This window comes from Nocardia sp. CDC153 (assembly GCF_035818515.1).
GTDB lineage: Bacteria > Actinomycetota > Actinomycetes > Mycobacteriales > Mycobacteriaceae > Nocardia.
Window position 1 is genome coordinate 153,787 of record NZ_JAYKYU010000005.1, and the last position, 17,624, is coordinate 171,410.

The window sequence follows — 17,624 nt, forward strand, 5'->3', positions numbered from 1 at the left end:
TCATTGTCGGGTGGATTCCGCGCCGACCATCAAGGGGCCGCCCTTGGCGTCGGTGCCGACCATGGTCGAGATCTGGTGATCGGCCGAGACGGCGATCGTCCAGAAGCGCAGGGTCACAGCGGAATCGCCCTGGGTGCAGGTTTGGGCCGGTGGGTCGATTTTGGCGGTGTCGCCGCGGGCGACCAGGGTCCAGGTGCAGCCGTCGTCGGTGCGGGCGAGGAGGCGGTTGCCGTAATTCCTTGTGATGGTGGTGGTTCCCTGCTGCGGGGCGTTGGCGACCCAGTGGCCTTCGAAGGCCTTCGCGGCGTCCGGATCGTCCTCGTGGACCCGGGTGCGCGCGCCGTGCTGCAGGGTGAAGGTGTAGTCGGCGTCCTGGTGATGGCTCAGCGCGGTGATGGATTCGGTCTCCTTCTCGCCGCTCACCCGTACCGTCCAGGCGGTGGTGGTGTAGGTGTAGCCGAAGGTGGGGTTGTGGCAGGTCTGGTTGGCCGGGTCGAGGGTCAGGCCGTCGGAGGTGGCCTTGAATTCCCAGGTGCAGCCCACATCGGTGCGACCGGTCACCCGGCCGGGCGCGGCCGAGGTGAAGACGATGTCGCCGATCTGCGGGCTGTCCGGGCTGCCCGGCACATTCTCGGTGGCGTAGTTGAGCATGCTTGAGTGATCGGGGAAGTCGTAGTTCCAGCGGCCGAGGTAGGCGGCGGTCGAGTCCGGGCCCGCGGCAGCGGGTGCGGCGGCCAGGGCGACCGTGGCGGTGAGGATTACGAGGGTGGGCAGCAATGATCGCGACATGGCTCGCACGGTCCTTTGATTAAGTATCCTGAATATACGGAAGCCTAGAACACTAGGAAACCTAGTAATAAGGATGGCGAGAGGTTCTCGAGATGTCAACGCGCAAGGTGGATTTGATCAATAGCGCGCTGGCCGGGCTCGGCAGCACGGCCGAGCGGAGCATGCGCATGAACCAGCGGGCCGCCGCACGGCTGGGGATCAACGCCAGCGATATGCAGGTGCTGCAGCTGTTGCAGGCGGGACCGCGCACCTCGGCGGAACTGGCGAAGCTCACCGGGCTCACCACCGCCTCCATGACCGGGCTCATCGACCGGCTAGAGAAGGCCGATTTCGTGCGCCGGGTGCGCGACGACTCGGACCGGCGGAAAGTGTTGGTCCACTTGAACGATGACCGAGCCCGTGCCGATATCGCGCCGCTCTACGGCGCGCTGCTCGGTACCTGGCGTCGGGCGCTGTCCGGCTACTCGATCGAGGAGCTCGGCCTCATCGTGGATTTCCTGACCCGCGTGGAGCAGGGTTTCGACGCGGAGCTCGGTACGCGGGAATGAACGAGCGGCCCGATCCCTGGGGACCGGGCCGCGGTGGTCGGCGCCTACTTTCCGATGACGCCGTACTGGGTGAGCAGCTCGCCGATCTCGTTGTTGCCGAGCCGTTTCGCGAGCCCGCGCCACAGCAGTTCCGGCCCCGGCAGGTCGATGGGGTCGCCGTCGCGCAGGCGGGTCATGGCGGTCAGCAGGGTGCGCACGTCGTAGGTGGAGTTGAAGACCTCGGGTACGCCGCGTTCGATGTCGAGCAGCTGGTAGGCGGCTTCCATGCCGGTGCGGACCGAGTATTCGGTGGTGAAGATGCAGTCGCGGCTGGTCTCGGCGAACTGGCCGATGAAGGCGAAGTTGACCGCGCCCTCGGGCACCACCTGCGGGCGGTCACCGGCCTTGCGGGGCATGAAGAAGGCGGTGACGTAGGGCATCATGACCGGCACGCACTTGGCGGCATTGGCGGCCAGCTCCGGGATGTCGGATTCGGGAACGCCGAGGTGGTACAGCCACTCCTGGGTGATCTCCTCGCCCGTGCACTCCTGCATGGTCTTCTTCACGTAGTCGCCGGGCTTGTCGACGAACAGGGAGTAGACCCAGACCACGATCTGGTCCTTCGGCTGCTGCTTGAAGTGCGGCTGGCGGTTGACCGTCCAGCTCATGAGCCAGGACGAGTCCTTGACGGTGACGATGCCGCCGGTGACGACCTTGCCGCTGAAGGGATCTCGCTTGCAGATCTTCTGAATGTATTCCGGAATACGCTGATCCAGCGTGGTGACGGTGGCCGACTCCCACTTGGTCTCGGGAATGTGGCTGCCGAACACGTCCGGATTGCCGAATGCCTTGTCCTTGGCGGCGATTCGACGCCATAGGTCCCACGCGGGTGCCGGGCCCTCGTCGAGCTTGGCCGGGGTGTGGTGATCGCCCTCGTCGGAGTTCTCGGTGAGCGAGCCGATGGTCATGAGGACCAGGTCGTTCGGTCCCAGCTCGACGCCGCCCTCGACGCCCTCGGAGATCCAGTGAATCCTGGTGGCCTGCTTGCGATTCGCGGTGATTTCGAAGTCGACGTCGGTGACCGTGGTGTCGAACTTGAAGGTCACGCCCTGGTCCAGCAGCCAACGGTACAGCGGCAGCACCAGCGACTCGTACTGGTTGTACTTGGTGAACTTCAGCGCCGAGAAGTCCGGTAGGCCGCCGATGTGGTGGATGAAGCGGTGTAGGTACAGCTTCATCTCCAGCGCCGAATGCCAGTCCTCGAAGGCGAACATGGTGCGCCAGTACATCCAGAAGTTGCTCTCGAAGAAGTCCTTCGAGAACACCTCGTTGATGCGCTTGCCCTCCATTTCCTCGCGAGTGGCCAGAAAGATCTTGGTGATATCTTTCTGCGCCTTGTCGTTCAGCGTGAAGAGGTCCTTGGTCTGGGCGCTCTGACCGCGTTTGACGGTGGCGCGCTCCAGCGAGAAGTTCGGGTCGTCCTTGTTGAGCCAGTAGAACTCGTCGAGCACGCTGCCCTCGACCTCGATCGACGGGATCGACCGGAACAGGTCCCACAGGCATTCGAAGTGGTTCTCCATCTCGCGCCCGCCGCGAATGACGAAGCCCTTCTCGGGTTCCTTGATGCCGTCCAGCGCACCGCCGGGGAGTTTCAGCTCCTCCAGGATGGTGATCTTGTCACCCGGCATCTGACCGTCGCGGATCAGGAAGGCCGCACCGGAGAGCGAGGCGAGACCGGCCCCGACGAACCACGCCGTCTTGCCGTCCACCCCCGCGGGCTTGCGTGGCCGGGCGAACGCTTCGTAATTTCCACTGCTGTAGTACATGAGATCTCCTGTCCTACTGGTACTTGTAGAAGCCTTCGCCGGTGGCGATGCCGAGTTTGCCCTTGTCGATGTAGTTGTCCTTGAGCCACTTGGCGATTCGCTGCGAGGTCTCATCGCCGTTGACCATGATGTTGTAGGGCGTGGTGAGCCCGATGATGTCGAGAATCCGGAACGGTCCGGCCGGTGCGCCGGTGCCGATGGTCCAGGTCTTGTCCACGTCCTCCGGGCTCGCGTACCCGCCCTCGGCCAGGTTCATGGCCGCGTCCAGCAGCGGCACCAGCAGCGAGTTGAGGACGTAACCGGCCTTCTCCTTGTGCAATTCGATCGGCACCATGCCGATGGCCGAGGCGAAGTCCACCACCGCCTGATACACGGCCGGATCGGTGTCCGTGGTGCCCATGATCTCGGCGGTATTGAAGTGCCACACCTGATTCGCGAAGTGCAGCGCCAGGAATCGGTCCGGGCGACCGGTGAAATCCTTCATGGCACTGGGCAACAGGGTGGAGGAGTTGCTGGCGAAGATGGTGCGCTCGGGCGCGAGCTTGCCCAGCTTCTCGTAGGTCTCCTGCTTGATGGAAAGCACCTCCGGCACCGCCTCGATCACCAGGTCCGCGTCCCGAACCGCCTGCGCCAGATCGGAAGTCAGCGCGATGCCCGCCGCGGTGGTCTCGGCCTTGCCGTCCGCGCCGCCCGGCACCTGCTCGCGGTAGACGGCGGCCAGCTTGTCGAAGCGGCCGCGCGCGGCGGTGAGCGCGTCGTCGGAGATGTCGTAGGCGGTGACGTCGAATCCGCGGAACGCGGTCTGGAATGCGATCTGGGAACCGAGCACGCCGGTTCCGAGCACGGTGACCTTGCGGATGTCGATGGTCATGGTCATTGCCTCCCTAGGGGTTGAGGTATCCAGCGATGATCTGGGCGATCTGCGCGCGCAGGTCGGCCAGGGCGTCGTGTCCGGGATGAGCCCCGGTGGACGGCTGCACCAAGGCCAGGTGCAGGACCGCGAAAATGCTGCGCCCGGCCAGGCGGGCGCGCTCGGCCAGGCGCTCCGAATCGATGCCACCGTCGCGCGCGTCGGCGACGAGCCGTTCGGCGATCATCGATTCCAGTCGCGCCACCAGTGCGAGCCCTTCGGAGCGGTACGTGTCGGCGGGCGAGCCGAACAGCAGCTCCCGTTGATAGACGATGGTGTTCTCGGGCCGTCGCTCGGCCGCCCGCAGCAGCGGATGGACCATCTCGAAAACGGCCTCGACGGTGTCGGTCCGAGTTCGGGCCGCGGCCGCGCCATCCGCCAGCGCGGTGCGCAGCTCCTCGTTGTAGACCATGAGCAGCAGTTCGCCTTTGGTGGCGGCGTAGCGGAACAGCGTCCCCGCGGCGATTTCCGCGCGATCGGAGATCTGCTGCGTTGTGGTGCCCTCGAAACCGTGTTCGGCAAACATTGCGGCGGCAGCCTGGAAGATACGCGACCGTTTGTCGCTCGTCTTCTGTTCTCTGCGGCTGACGTGCACAGACTTGGCCTTGACGGCCATGTCTACACCTCCAACCCTGCATCGGAAATGAGTGGACTCAAAAATGAGCGTACTCACGGTTACCAAATGCGCAAGGTCATCATGTCATCGCCCGGGAGTACGTTGGTCACATGGCCACGCATCTCACTCACTGGGGCGTCTTCGAGGCGAGCAGCGACGGCGATCGGTTGACCGCCGTGCGCCCCTGGCGCGAAGACCCGGAACCCACCCCGCTGATCGAGAATGTCGCTTCGGCGCAACATCATCCGGCCCGCATCGACCAGCCGTATGTGCGAAAGGGCTGGCTGGAGAACGGCCCCGGGCCCGCCGAGCGCGGTGCGGACGAGTTCGTGCCGGTGTCGTGGGAGCGGGCGCTGGATCTGCTGGCCGGTGAATTGTCCAGGGTGTACCGGGAATTCGGGGCCTCGTCGGTGTACGGCGGCTCCTACGGCTGGGCCAGCGCGGGGCGATTTCATCACGCGCAGAGTCAAGTTCACCGCTTCTTGAACACCTTGGGCGGCTACGTCGCGCATCGCAACAGCTACAGCCTGGGCGCCTCGACGGTGCTGCTGCCGCACATTCTCGCCGATATGGGCACCATCATGGCGCGGGCCACCACCAAGTCGGTACTGGCCCGGGAGTCCAAGCTGGTGGTCGCGTTCGGCGGGCTGTCGCCGAAGAATTCGGCGGTGTCGCCGGGCGGGGTGTCCCGGCACAATGGCCGCGGGTGGATCGAGACGGCGCGACAGAACGGGTGCCGGTTCGTCACCATCAGCCCACTGCGAGACGACATTCCGGCCGGGGCGCAGGCCGAGTGGATCGCGCCGCGGCCGGGCAGCGATGCCGCGTTGATGTTGGCCTTGGCGCAGGTGCTGGATGCCGAGGGCTTGGCGGATCACGCCTTCCTGGACAAATACACCGTTGGATACGAACGTTTCGCGAATTACCTGCGCGGCGGCGAGGACGGCATTGTCAAGGACCCGGAATGGGCGCAGGCGATCACCGGCATTGCGGCGGAACGGATTCGGTCGCTGGCCCGGGAGATGGCGGGCACCCGCACCCTCATCTCGGTCAGCTGGTCGTTGCAGCGGGCCCAGTACGGTGAGCAGCCCCTGTGGCTCGGCGTGGTGCTCGCGGCCATGCTCGGTCAGATCGGGCTGCCCGGTGGAGGATTCGGGCACGGATACGGATCGGCCGCGAATGTCGGTCTGGCCGTGCGGGTTACGTCACCGCCCAAACTGCCGCAGGGTCGCAATGGGGTCGACGACTTCATTCCGGTCGCGCGCATCGCGGACATGCTGCTCGAGCCCGGTGCGCCCTATGAATACAACGGCGAGCATCGCACGTATCCGCATATCCGCCTGGTGTATTGGGCGGGCGGCAATCCGTTCCACCACCACCAGAACCTGGCCCGGCTGCGCACCGCCTTCGGCCGTCCGGACACCGTGGTGGTGCACGATCCGTTCTGGTCGGCCACGGCCCGGCACGCCGATATCGTGTTGCCCTCGACCATGACCATCGAACGCGACGACTACGGTTCCGGCGAGGGCGACCGGTTCTTCTTCCCGATGCCCGCCCTGACCGCACCGCACGCCCAGGCCCGCGACGACTACTGGATGTTCTCCGAACTGGCCGAAAGACTGGGCGTCGGTAAGGAATTCACCGAGGGCCGCACCGCCGGAGAGTGGCTGCGCCACCTCTACGACGAATGGCGCGACCGGCTGGGCGAGCGCGGCTACGACCTGCCCGACTACGACGCGTTCTGGGCCGGGGAGCCCATGAACCTGCCGCTCGAGGCGGAAGAGCACGTCGCGTTCGCGGACTTCCGCGCCGACCCGGCGGCCCACCCGCTGGGCACCCCGAGCGGGCGGATCGAGATCTTCTCCGAGACCATCGCGGGCTTCGGCTACGACGATTGCCCCGGACACCCGGTCTGGCTGGAACCAGAGGAATGGCTGGGCGGTCCGACGGCCGCACGCTTCCCGATCCAGCTGGTGGCCAACCAGCCCCGAACCAAGCTGCACAGCCAGCTGGATATCGGCTCGCACAGCCAGTCCACCAAAATCCAAGGCCGCGAACCGGTCCGCCTCCACCCCGAGGACGCCGCCGCCCGCGGCCTGAGCACCGGGGACATCGTCCGCCTCTTCAACGACCGCGGCAGCTGCCTCGCGGGCCTGGAGATCAGCGACTCGGTCCGCCAGGGCGTGGCCCAACTCTCCACCGGTGCCTGGTACGACCCCAACCCGGCCGACCCGAGCTTCTGCCACCACGGCAACCCGAACGCCGTCACCAAGGACCGCGGCACCTCCCGCCTCAGCCAGGGCTGCACCGGCCAACTCTGCCTGGTCGAAATCGAGCGGTACACAGGGGATCTCCCACCCCTGACGGTCACCGGCCCACCCCGAATCGCTCAGTCCTGAGCCGAACGCCTCCACCCGGCTCGACGGTGCGAGCTTCGTCAGTGCCGCTTGCCGCGGTGGGCGGTGAGGGCGTCGATGACGGTGCGGGCCGCATTGGAAGGGGTGCGGTCGGAGGCGTGGCCGACGCACAGTTTCCAGGGCAAAGGGTGGGGCGTCAGGTTGGAGTGGGGGAGGTCTGGGAAGAGGCGGGCGACGGATAGAGGGATGAGGGCTACGCCGAAGTTCTTGGCTGCCAGCTCTACCGCGAAGGCCTGGTCGGCGACCTCGATGACCGGATCACGGTCGGGGAAGAGGTCGTCGGCAATGGAACGGATGCCCCAACCGGGCGGGTAGTCGATGAAGCGGACGCCCGCGAGGTCGGCAGCACGGAAGGGGCGTCCGGCCAGCGGGTGATCCGGCGCGGTGCACAGCACGAGTGATTCCTCGGCGATGAGATGGGTTGTGATGCCGGGGAATTGGTCGGTTCTGCCCGCGAGCAGGGCCAGCTCGAGCGAATTGTCGCGCAGGCCCGCCAGATTGCCCGCCATGCCGGAGATGCTCTGGCGCATTCGCAGGGTCACGCCCGGAAAGCGCTGGTGCAGATCGGCGATGATGCCCGCGAGGTCGAAATTGTGGACGTTCATGAGATTGCCCACGACCACCTCGCCGCGGATCTCCCCGCGCGCGGCGTCGATGGCATCGACGATGTCGCGGCGGGCCCGCAACAGGGCGCGGGCGGGCACGACCATGGCCCGCCCGGCCTCGGTGAGTTCGAGGGTGCGGGGTGTGCGGTCGAAAAGACGCACGCCGACCTCGTGTTCGAGCTTCGCCACGCTGGTGGAGACGGCCGACTGCACCAGGTTCAGCTCGCGGGCCGCGGCGGTGAACGAGCCCTGCTCGCAGCAGGCGAGGAAACATTCGATCTGCCGCATCTCCATGGCTGGAAGCCTACCCAGTGCCATCTATTCTGTAGATGGCGCTATCGAAAAGCATCGCTTTTCTAGATCTCTCGCCGGGCAGATCATCGAGTGGTGACACTTTCGACGACCGACCGCTCGCAGTCCACGACAGCACGCTCGGAGCATTCGACCTCGGCGGAGTTCGCGCTCGGCCGCACCACCGTTCTCGTCTTCGCCGTGACCGCGGGTTCCTCGGCGGCCGGAAACTACTATCTGCAACCCCTGCTCCACGAGGTCGCGGGGGACCTGCGCATCTCGACGGCCACCGCCGCGCTGCTGGTGAGCGCCGCGCAGATCGGCTATCTGAGCGGCCTGGCCTTCCTGGTGCCGCTGGGTGATTTCCTGCGCCGCCATCGCATGGTCCCGGCCCTGCTGGTGGCTTCGGTTGTGGCCCTGGTGGTTTCGGCGTTCGCACCGAACTTTCCGGTGCTGTTCGCGGGTGTCATCGCCACCGGCGTGACGGCCTCGGCGGCGCAGGTCGTGGTGCCGTGGGCCTCGGCGCTGGCGCACCCGGAGCGCCGCGGGCAGGTGGTCGGCACCGTCATGAGCGGGCTGCTGCTGGGAATCCTGTTGTCCCGCGTGCTCGCCGGTGCGGTCGCCCAGCTGGGTGGCTGGCGGTCGGTGCTGCTGGTGGCGGCGGGTCTGCAGGTGGTGATGGCGATCAGCGTGTATCTGCTCGCTCCCGCCACGCCGCGTGCCGCGTCGGGGGAGAGCTACCGGCAGGTGCTGACCTCGATCCTGACCCTGATCCGCAGGCATTCGGTGCTGCGCCAGCGCATGGCGCTGGGCTTCCTGGTCATGGCCAGCTTCTCGCTGGTCTGGACCGCCATCGCCTTCCTGCTGGCGGGCGCGCACGGAAGTTCCTACCACTATTCGGAATTCGCCATCGGCCTGTTCGGGCTGGCCGGTGTGCTCGGCGCGCTGGGCGCACCCGTGGTGGGCCGGATGGCCGACCGGGGGCACCTGCGCCGGGTCACCACCCTGACCTGGCTCGTGCTGCTGGCCAGTTGGGCGCTGGTGGCGTGGGGCGGCCACAATGTGGTGGCGCTGATCGCCGCGCTGCTGGTCTTCGACTTCGGTATCCAGGGCTCGCATCTGAGCAATCAGAGCGCCATCTACGCCCTGGACCCGGCCGCGCGCAGCCGCCTGACCACCGCCTACATGGTCACGTATTTCCTCGGCGGCGTGGCCGGTTCGGTGACCGCGGGGGTGGCGTATCAAACGGGCGGCTGGACCCTGGTCTGCGGAATCGGTGTCGCCGCGGCGCTGTTGGGCCTGCTGCTGTGGGCGGTGTTCGCGTTGCGTCGAAAGTAATTCGCCCGCTCTATTCCGCGGCGATGAAGAAGCGCTCGCCGCATAGCATCCGATACCGCCGGGGACCAAATGGCTCCGGCGGTATTTATGTCTATTGAATTCCCTTTTATTCGGGACGCGCGAAGCCCGCTGCCGCGCAGCCGAATCGAAGCTGTCTCAGCCAATCGTGCTGGGCCACAACGGTTGTCGAGTGCGACACCATAGGCGATGCGAGGTCGCAAATCAATGGCTTGCCGAATGCAATATTCCACAAGACTGGACGGGCGTCCTTGTGTACTGTCAAGTAATCTACTGGCCGGTAGTGGATCCGGGTAAGGTCCGCCACCGGTGCGAAAGACGGTCCGGCCGTAGGGCGGACAGGGCAGGGTAAGGGACGGGCGTGGATCAACCGGCCTCGATGGTCGTTTGCCGTGTGATACGGCGTGATATCGGTGAGATACCGGTAATGAAGGTTGTTGCGCGCGAAGCGGAGCGGGGCGCCGCGCCATAGCCCACTCGCGGGGTCTATTCCCGCATATCACTTCTCGGGGGGATTCGAGTTTACCGAGGAGACTCTTTGTCTGACATTGCCATTGTCGGTATTGGCTGCCGCTATGCGGGTGGGATCGATTCACCGGAATCCTTCTGGGACTTCGTCGCCGACAAGCGCGACGGTGTCGTGGACATCCCGGCCGAACGATGGGACTACCGGCGTTACTACGACCCCGACAAGCGGACCCCGGGCCGCATGTACACCAAGCGCGCGGCCTTCCTGACCGGCGACCCTTGGGAATTCGACCCCGACTTCTTCGGTATCTCGCCCCGTGAGGCGACCTCCATGGACCCGCAGCAGCGGGTCGTGCTCGAGGTGGCCTGGGAGGCCCTCGACGACGCCGGTGTGGCGGGCCGGGTCGCGGGCGCGCGGATCGGTGTGTTCGTCGGCGCGTTCACCCTGGACCAGCTGGCCGTCTCGGTGTCGGGCGACGCCCTGCCGCACGTGGACATGCACACCGCCGTCGGCGCGTCCTACACCATGCTGTCGAATCGAATCGCCTACGTGCTCAACCTGATCGGGCCCGCGATCACCGTCGACACCGCGTGCTCGTCCTCGCTGGTCGCCCTGCATCTGGCCTGCCAGGCGATCGAGAACGGCGACTGCGAGGTCGCCATGGCGGGCGGCGTCACCATGCTGCTGCAGCCGGAACCGTTCGTCTCCATGTGCAAGGGCGGCTTCCTGGCCGCCGACGGCCGCAGCAAGCCGTTCGACGTCTCGGCCGACGGCTACGGCCGCGGCGAGGGCGCGGGCATGGTGGTGCTGAAGAAGCTGGCCGACGCCGAACGCGACGGCGACCGGGTCTACGCCGTGATCAAGGCGACCGGGTCGAACCAGGACGGGCGCACCACCGCGATCACCGTGCCCAATGCCGATATGCAGGAGGAATTGGCCAAGGCGGTGACCCGCCGGGCGGGCATCGAGCCGCACGAGGTCACCTACGTCGAGGCGCACGGCACCGGCACCCCGGTCGGTGATCCCCTGGAGTTGCGGGCGATCGGCCGGGCCTACGGCGCGGTCCCGGGCCGGACCTCCCCGGTCGGCGTCGGCTCGGTCAAGGCGCAGCTCGGACACACCGAGGCGGCGTCCGGCATCGCGAGCGTCATCAAATCCGCGCTCGCCATCTCGCATCGGACCATCGCCCCGCAGGGCTGGCTGGAGACGCCCAATCCCGATATCCCGTTCGACGAGCTCGGCATCAAGCTGCAGCTGGACCTGCAGCCCGTCGGCCCCGAGGTCGAACGAATGACGGTGGCGGTCAACGGATTCGGCTACGGCGGCACCAACGCGCACGCGATCCTGCAGGAGTACACGGCCCCCGATGTCGAGCACGAGCCGAAGCACTTCGGCGTGCTGCCGATCTCGGCGCGCTCCGAGCCGGCCACCCGCGACCTGGCCCGGCGCTTCGCCGAGTTGATCGCCGACGGGGCCGATCCGGGCCATCTGGCCGAGGCAGCGTGGACGCGCCGCGCGCATCACCCGATCCGTACCGCGGTGACCTTCGGTGACGACACCGAATTGGTCAGTGCCCTGGTGGAATTCGCGACCGGGTCCGGGCGTGGGGCGACCAAGGTGGTCGGCGGCAAGGTCGCCGAGCCGGTCTTCGTGTTCACCGGAATGGGCCCGCAGTGGTGGGCCATGGGGCGCGAATTGCTCCAGACCGCAGGCACTTTCGCCGACGAGGCGGCCCGCGTCGACGCGGTGTTCCGGGAGATCTCCGGCTGGTCCATCGTTGAGGAGCTGCTGCGGCCCGAGGAGCAGTCGCGCGTCACCGATACCGCCGTCGCGCAGCCCGCCAACTTCCTGGTGCAGGTCGCCCTGTTCGCTCTGCTCCGCGAGCTGGGCGTGCGGCCCGCCGCCGTGGTCGGCCACAGCGTGGGCGAGGTGTCCGCGGCCTACGTCACCGGAATGCTCTCCCTGCGTGACGCATTGCTGGTGAGCTACCACCGGGCGCGCCTGCAGGCCACCACCGCCGGTTCCGGCGGCATGCTCGCGGTCGGACTGTCCGAGACGGCCGCCCGGGAGCTGATCGAGGGCGACGACAGCATCGATGTCGCCGCGATCAACAGCCCCACCGCGGTGACGCTGGCCGGTGCCGAGGAGCGACTCGACCGGATCGCCGAAAGCCTCACCGAGCAAGGCGTTTTCGCCAAGCGACTACGCGTCGAGGTGCCCTACCACAGCTATCTGATGGACCCGATTCTCGACGAATTGCGGACGGTGCTCGCCGATCTCGTCGTGTCGAAGCCGAACATTCCGCTGTATTCGACGGTCACCGGCGCACCGGTCACCGTCGCGGACTGGGACGCCGAATACTGGTGCGCGAACGTCCGCAGGCCGGTCCGCTTCGCCGACGCCATCACCGGGCTGGTCGGGGCGGGCAGCCGGGTGTTCCTCGAGGTCGGCCCGCATCCCGTGCTGGGCGCGAACATTCGCGAGATCCTGCTGGGCGCGGGCGAGACCGGCACCACCGTCGCCACGCTCAACCGCAAGCAGGCCGACGCGGACAGCGTGCGGCAGACCATCGCCGGGCTCTACACCGCGGGCGTGCTGGACATCGACGCCCTGTTCGCCGGGACCCCGGTCACCCCGCACATCGGCCTGCCGCGCTACCCGTGGCAGCGCACCCACCTGCGCAATGAGATTCGTGAGTTCCAGCAGCGCCGCCAGGGCACCCCGGGTGCCTACCCCATGCTCGGGGATCCGGATCTGGACAACCCCTCGACGGTCTGGACGAAGCAGCTGAGCGTCGCCGCGCTGCCGTGGCTGGACGATCACGTGGTCGGTGGCGCTCGAATCCTGCCCGGCGCAGCGTATTTGGATGCCGCGCTGAGCGCGGTGGCCCTGCGCACGGATTCCACCCGCGCGGCCGTGGAGGATGTGGACTTCGTCGCGCCGCTGGTCATCGACGAGGGCGAGGCCCCGATCGTCGAACTGCGCGTGGAGGAGTCCACCGACCGGTTCACCATTCGGTCGCGGGGCGCGGCGGGCACGGTCTGGACCGTGCACGCCACCGGCCGCTTGATCACCGGCGTGTTCGAGCCGACGAAGGTCGAGGTGCCCGATATCGAGGAGATGCTCGAGGTCGACCCGGCCGAGTTCTACACCGGCCTGGCGGCCCGGGGCCTGCAGTACGGGCCCGCGTTCCGACGCGCGACCTCGGTGCGGGTCTCCGGCACCACGGTCGTGTCGACCCTGGACGGCGGAATCGCCCGCGACACCGGCCATTTCGCGCACCCCTGCGTCGTGGACGCCGCGCTGCAGAGTATTGCCGCGCTGCTGGCGGGCACCGGTAGCTCGGGCGACGGCGCCATGGTGCCGGTCGGTGTCGCCGGGGTGCGGGCGTTCGCGGCCGTGCCCGAGAAGGTGACGGTGGTGGCGCGCCTCGAGACCTCCGATGCCGCGGCGCCCACCGCCGATATCGACCTGCTCGATGCCGAGCACAATGTCGTGCTGCGGATCGTCGGCATGCGTTTCGGCTCGATCGCACCCGGACTCGGTGCGCTGCAACGCATGTCGGACTTCTTCTACGAAGACCGCTGGGAGCTGCGGGATCCGGTCGACGTCGCGGAACTGCCCGCCGCCGAAACCGCGTTCACGCTGGTGGTCGAGCTCGGGTCCGAGGCCGGGGAGCGCGCCGCGCAAGTGGCCCGCACCGCCGCCCGCGCGGAGGTGCTCGCGGTCGGCGACCCGGCGCGCACCGACCTGGAAGAACTACTGCGCGAACGGCTTTGGGCCGCCGCCCGGCTGGACGGCATCGAGCGTCTGCATGTGGTCTTCGTGGCCGGTTCGGAGTTCTCCGACCTGGACAATCTGTGGACGCTACGCAGGCTGGCGGTCGCCGCGGAGGAGTTCCTGAACGCGTGGCTGGACGAGCGCGGCGCGGAGACCCCGATGACCGGCGACGGGTCGATCCACGTCACCCTGCTCACCGAACAGGCCTTCGCGCATCCCGACGGCGATGCCGCGCCCAACCCGAGCCATGCCGCGCTGGCGGGTGCGCGCCGGGTGCTGCTCAATGAGCAGCTGCGGCTGCGTTGGCGGCTCGTCGATGTCGAATCCGAGGTCACCGACGCCGATCTCGCGGCCGAGCTGGCCATTCCGGGCGCGTTCACCTACGACAATTCCGACGAGGTGTTCCTGCGCAATGGCCTGCGCTGGGTGACCGTGGTCGAGTCCTCGCTGCCCGGCCGGATCGAGGCGCTGGACCAGGCGACCCCGCTGACCGATCCGGAGGCGAACTTCGCCCTGGAGGTTCCCAAGTCGCGGGTGCTGTCCCGGCTCGGCTGGCGTCGCTGCGATCGCCGCGCCCCGGAGGCCGGCGAGGTCGAGGTGCGGATGCGGGCCATCGGCCTCAACTACAAGGACCCGCTCAAGGTGCTCGGCGTGCTCGGCGAACGCGACCTGGCCGGAACGTTCTTCGACACGGTGCCGGGTATGGAGGGCATGGGCACGGTCGTCCGGGTCGGCGCGGGTGTCACCGATATCGCCGTCGGCGACCCGGTGCTGCTGGTGTCGAAGGGCCTGATGAGCCGCTTCCACACCACCTCCCGCGATCTGCTGTTCCCGGTCGCCGCCGACACCGAGCCCGGCCACTGCAGCAGCAATACCGCCTTCTCCACCTCCGAGCACTCGCTGCTGGAGCTGGCCCGGCTGGAGCCGGGCGAGACCGTGCTGGTGCACGGCGCGGCGGGCGGTGTCGGCGCGGCCGCGGTGCAGATCGCGAAGCGCCACGGCGCCATGGTGATCGGCACCGCCAGCACCGACGAGCGGCGCGCGTACGTGCTCGCCCAGGGCGCGGATCACGTGCTCGACTCGCGGTCGCTGAACTTCGCCGACGACGTGCTCGCCCTCACCGACGGACGCGGCGCGGACGTGGTGATCAGCACCGCACCCGGCGAGATCCTGCGGCACAACTTCAAGGCCGTGGCCGAATTCGGGCGCATCGTGGAGATCGGCAAGGCCGACATCTACACCGGCGGCATGCTCGACATGCGGCACTTCGACAAGAACGTCTCCTACCACTCCTTCGATCTGGACCGGATGCTGGCCAAGCGGCGCAAGGAGACCGTGGAGCTGGGACAGCGGGTCAATGCCAAGCTGGACGCGGGCACCTACCGGCGACTGCCCTACGAGCTGTACGAAACCAATGACGTGGCACGGGCATTCGAGGACGTCGCCCGCTCGAGCCAGCTCGGCCGCATCGTGTTGAGCCTGGAAAGCGAAGCGCCGCTGGTGCGTCCGCGGATTCCGGAGGTCACCGTCGACCCCGCGGCGCGGTACCTGATCACCGGTGGCTTCGGCGGCTTCGGCCTGGCCATCGGCCGCTGGCTGGTCGGCAAGGGTGCGACGCATCTGACCCTGCTGGGCCGCGGCGGCGCTCGCACCGAATCGGCCCGGCGACAGTTGGCGGCCTGGGCGGAGATGGGCGTCGAGGTCGTCACCGAACGGGTCGATGTCACCGACGCGGCCGCGATGGCCGAGGTCGTCGGTCGCGCGCACAGCCCGGAGCACCCCTTGAAGGGCGTGTTCCACACCGCGGGCATCGTGGACGACAAGCGGATTGCCGTGATGGACCGCGACAGCCTGGCCTCGGTGTACGGCCCGAAGATCGACGGCGTGCGCGCGCTGGTGCACGGAATCGACAGCGCCGGAGCCGAACTCGACATGTTCGTGCTGTTCTCCTCGGGCAGCGCGATCTTCGGCGGCATCGGCCAGTACTCCTACACCGCGGCGAACATCGCCCTGAACGCCGAGGCCGACCGGATCGTCCGCGGCGGCGGGAACGCGCTGTCCGTCGGCTGGGGCCACATGTCCGGCGGCGGCATGGCCGAGGCCGACGAGAACCTGGCGCACTACCTGATCGCCACCGGGTTCGACACCGTCGACATGGACGAGGGCACCGAATTCCTGGAGGCCGCACTGACACTCGGCCTGCACCACCACGCCGCGATCATCCCCATCGACTGGGGCAAGGTGGTCGCCGGTGGCCCGCATTTCGCGCGGACCGGCCGGATGATGGAGCAGGTCGCTGCCTCGGCCGAGGACGATTCGGCCGCCTCGCAGCTGGTTTCGGCGCTGCGCGAGCTCGACGAGGGCAAGCGCAGGGACGTGGTCGCGCACATGCTCGCCGAGCAGATGGCGGTGGTGATGGGTGTCGCCGCGGATTCGATCGATCTGACCGTGCCGGTGCCGGAGCTCGGCCTCGACTCGCTGATGGCGGTCGAGTTCAGCGCCTTGGTGACCCGAGCACTCGGGGTGGATCTGACGGCGCTGAAACTGGGGCGCACGTTCACCCTCGAACAGGCGGGCGCGCAGGTGGCCGAGTACTTCGTCGCGGGCACCTCCGCGGCCGGAGCCCAGCAGGCCGGGGTGATCGCATGAGCGAGTCGGCGCGGGATCTGGCCCGGAAACTGTTGGCGGGCACCGCGGCAACGCCGTCGGGTGCGAGTACGGCGCAGCGCGCCGCCGCCCCGGTGGCCCCCGCATCGGTGGCCCCCACATCGGCCCCCAAGGTGCGACGCGGCCCCGGTCGTCAGTTCGCCGACCACCCGGAAGTGGCCGCCGCCGTGCGGAAGTGGGCGGCCATCGACGCCATTACCGAGCAGTCCGGCATGGCCAACCCGCTGTTCCTGCCGCGGAAAAGCCCCAACGACACGGTGATCCGCGCGGCGGACAGCGAGCTGGTGAACTTCAGCGCCTACAACTACCTGGGGCTGGCCAACCATCCCCGGGTGGTCGAGGGCGCCAAGCGCGGACTCGACCAGTACGGCGCCTCGGCCGCGGCCAGTCGCATTGTGGCGGGGGAGATTCCGCTCTACGGCGAGCTGGAGCGGCGGCTGGCCGACATCTACCAGGTCGGCGACGCGATGGTGACCACGAGCGGCTACCTGACCAATGCGGGCGTCATCGGATTCCTGCTGGGCGAGCGCGACGTGGCGATCTGCGACGCGCTCATCCACGGCAGCGTCGTCTCCGGAACCCAGTGGGCCGGATGCCGCCGAATCAACTTCCGGCACAACGATCCCGAGTCACTGCGCTCGGTGCTGCGCATGTCGCGCTCCGGCTTCGACCGGGCGCTGGTGGTGATCGAGGGCCACTACAGCATGGACGGCACGGTGGGCCGCGTCGACGAATTGGCCGCCATCGCACGGGAATACGACTGCGCGGTCATGGTCGACGAGGCGCATTCGTTCGGTGTGTTCGGCGCGCACGGCTTCGGCATGCGCGAGCATCTAAGCATGGCGGGCTCGGATGTCGACATCTGGATGGGCACGCTGTCGAAGGCGCTGGGCAGCTGCGGCGGTTTCATCGCGGCCGACGCGGACCTCATCCGGGCGATGAAGGCGAGCGCCCCGGGGGTCGCAATGCTCACCGGCGGCCCCGCGCCGTCGACGATTTCGGCCGCGCTGGCCGGGCTCGAGGTGCTCGTCGACGAACCCGAGCGGGTCGCCCGGCTGTGGGACAACACCAGGCTGTTCAACACGGCGTTGCGGGAGCGCGGCATCGATCTCGGCGTCTCCGAGGGCACCCCGATCTGCCCGGTGATCGTGCCCGGTGAGATGCGCGCCGGATTCGTCTCGGCGACGCTGCTGCAGCGCGGGGTCTACGCGGGTGCGATCTCCGCACCGGCGGTACCGGTCGGCAAGGAGCGGCTCCGGTTCTTCGTCACCTCCGAACACACCGAGCAACAGCTCATCTCGACCGCCGACCTGCTGGCGGAGACCATTGCCGCGGCGGAACAGATACCGGAGCACGCGGCCGCGGTGTGAT

The 17,624-nt window shown here is 67.9% G+C and carries 10 protein-coding genes; 5 read left to right on the top strand and 5 right to left on the bottom strand.

The genetic code is table 11. The features are described 5' to 3' along the window. Complete coding sequence (locus tag VMT65_RS27545; RefSeq protein WP_326311347.1) at positions 1-789, bottom strand: hypothetical protein; 789 nt, start codon at positions 787-789, stop codon at positions 1-3. Positions 790-881: 92 nt separating this feature from the next. On the opposite strand from VMT65_RS27545, the gene VMT65_RS27550 reads away from it, so the two are divergent. After that, positions 882-1,337, top strand: coding sequence for a MarR family winged helix-turn-helix transcriptional regulator (locus VMT65_RS27550; protein WP_326311349.1), 456 nt, complete (start codon positions 882-884; stop codon positions 1,335-1,337). A gap of 44 nt (positions 1,338-1,381) precedes the next feature. Here VMT65_RS27550 and VMT65_RS27555 read toward each other — a convergent pair whose 3' ends face one another. The 3 genes from VMT65_RS27555 to VMT65_RS27565 are packed head-to-tail and all read right to left on the bottom strand — an operon-like array spanning position 1,382 to position 4,668. Next, on the bottom strand, positions 1,382-3,142 hold the full coding sequence (locus tag VMT65_RS27555; protein WP_326311350.1) for an oleate hydratase: 1,761 nt from the start codon (positions 3,140-3,142) through the stop codon (positions 1,382-1,384). 13 nt (positions 3,143-3,155) lie between these two features. Next, entirely contained in the window at positions 3,156-4,013 is an 858-nt protein-coding gene (locus VMT65_RS27560; RefSeq protein WP_326311351.1) for a 3-hydroxyacyl-CoA dehydrogenase, read from the bottom strand. A 13-nt stretch (positions 4,014-4,026) separates the two neighbouring features. Then, positions 4,027-4,668 carry a TetR/AcrR family transcriptional regulator gene (locus VMT65_RS27565; protein WP_326311352.1) on the bottom strand — a complete coding sequence of 214 codons (642 nt, stop codon included), beginning with the start codon at positions 4,666-4,668 and terminating at the stop codon, positions 4,027-4,029. 110 nt (positions 4,669-4,778) lie between these two features. Here VMT65_RS27565 and VMT65_RS27570 point away from each other — a divergent pair, with 110 nt between their 5' ends. Beyond that, positions 4,779-7,067: a molybdopterin-dependent oxidoreductase gene (locus VMT65_RS27570; RefSeq protein WP_326311353.1), complete on the top strand. Its 2,289-nt coding sequence runs from the start codon at positions 4,779-4,781 to the stop codon at positions 7,065-7,067. A 38-nt stretch (positions 7,068-7,105) separates the two neighbouring features. Here the strand turns inward: VMT65_RS27570 and VMT65_RS27575 are convergent, their stop codons facing one another. Beyond that, entirely contained in the window at positions 7,106-7,984 is an 879-nt protein-coding gene (locus tag VMT65_RS27575; RefSeq protein ID WP_326311354.1) for a LysR family transcriptional regulator, read from the bottom strand. A 93-nt stretch (positions 7,985-8,077) separates the two neighbouring features. Here VMT65_RS27575 and VMT65_RS27580 point away from each other — a divergent pair, with 93 nt between their 5' ends. The 3 genes from VMT65_RS27580 to VMT65_RS27590 all read left to right on the top strand — a co-directional run bounded on the left by VMT65_RS27580 (position 8,078) and on the right by VMT65_RS27590 (position 17,623). Further along, entirely contained in the window at positions 8,078-9,319 is a 1,242-nt protein-coding gene (locus VMT65_RS27580; protein ID WP_326311355.1) for an MFS transporter, read from the top strand. Between the two features lie 556 nt (positions 9,320-9,875). After that, entirely contained in the window at positions 9,876-16,235 is a 6,360-nt protein-coding gene (locus VMT65_RS27585; protein WP_326311357.1) for a type I polyketide synthase, read from the top strand. Then, on the top strand, positions 16,232-17,623 hold the full coding sequence (locus tag VMT65_RS27590; protein WP_326311358.1) for an aminotransferase class I/II-fold pyridoxal phosphate-dependent enzyme: 1,392 nt from the start codon (positions 16,232-16,234) through the stop codon (positions 17,621-17,623). Before VMT65_RS27585 ends, VMT65_RS27590 begins: the two co-directional genes overlap by 4 nt. Position 17,624 lies beyond the last annotated feature (1 nt).

What these genes read in the sequence shown, in the direction of transcription:
- VMT65_RS27545 (WP_326311347.1), bottom strand. Translation starts at nt 789, where the DNA reads ATGTCGCGATCATTGCTGCCCACCCTCGTAATCCTCACCGCCACGGTC.
- VMT65_RS27560 (WP_326311351.1), bottom strand. Translation starts at nt 4,013, where the DNA reads ATGACCATCGACATCCGCAAGGTCACCGTGCTCGGAACCGGCGTGCTC.
- VMT65_RS27555 (WP_326311350.1), bottom strand. Translation starts at nt 3,142, where the DNA reads ATGTACTACAGCAGTGGAAATTACGAAGCGTTCGCCCGGCCACGCAAG.
- VMT65_RS27550 (WP_326311349.1), top strand. Translation starts at nt 882, where the DNA reads ATGTCAACGCGCAAGGTGGATTTGATCAATAGCGCGCTGGCCGGGCTC.
- VMT65_RS27565 (WP_326311352.1), bottom strand. Translation starts at nt 4,668, where the DNA reads ATGGCCGTCAAGGCCAAGTCTGTGCACGTCAGCCGCAGAGAACAGAAG.
- VMT65_RS27570 (WP_326311353.1), top strand. Translation starts at nt 4,779, where the DNA reads ATGGCCACGCATCTCACTCACTGGGGCGTCTTCGAGGCGAGCAGCGAC.
- VMT65_RS27590 (WP_326311358.1), top strand. Translation starts at nt 16,232, where the DNA reads ATGAGCGAGTCGGCGCGGGATCTGGCCCGGAAACTGTTGGCGGGCACC.
- VMT65_RS27575 (WP_326311354.1), bottom strand. Translation starts at nt 7,984, where the DNA reads ATGGAGATGCGGCAGATCGAATGTTTCCTCGCCTGCTGCGAGCAGGGC.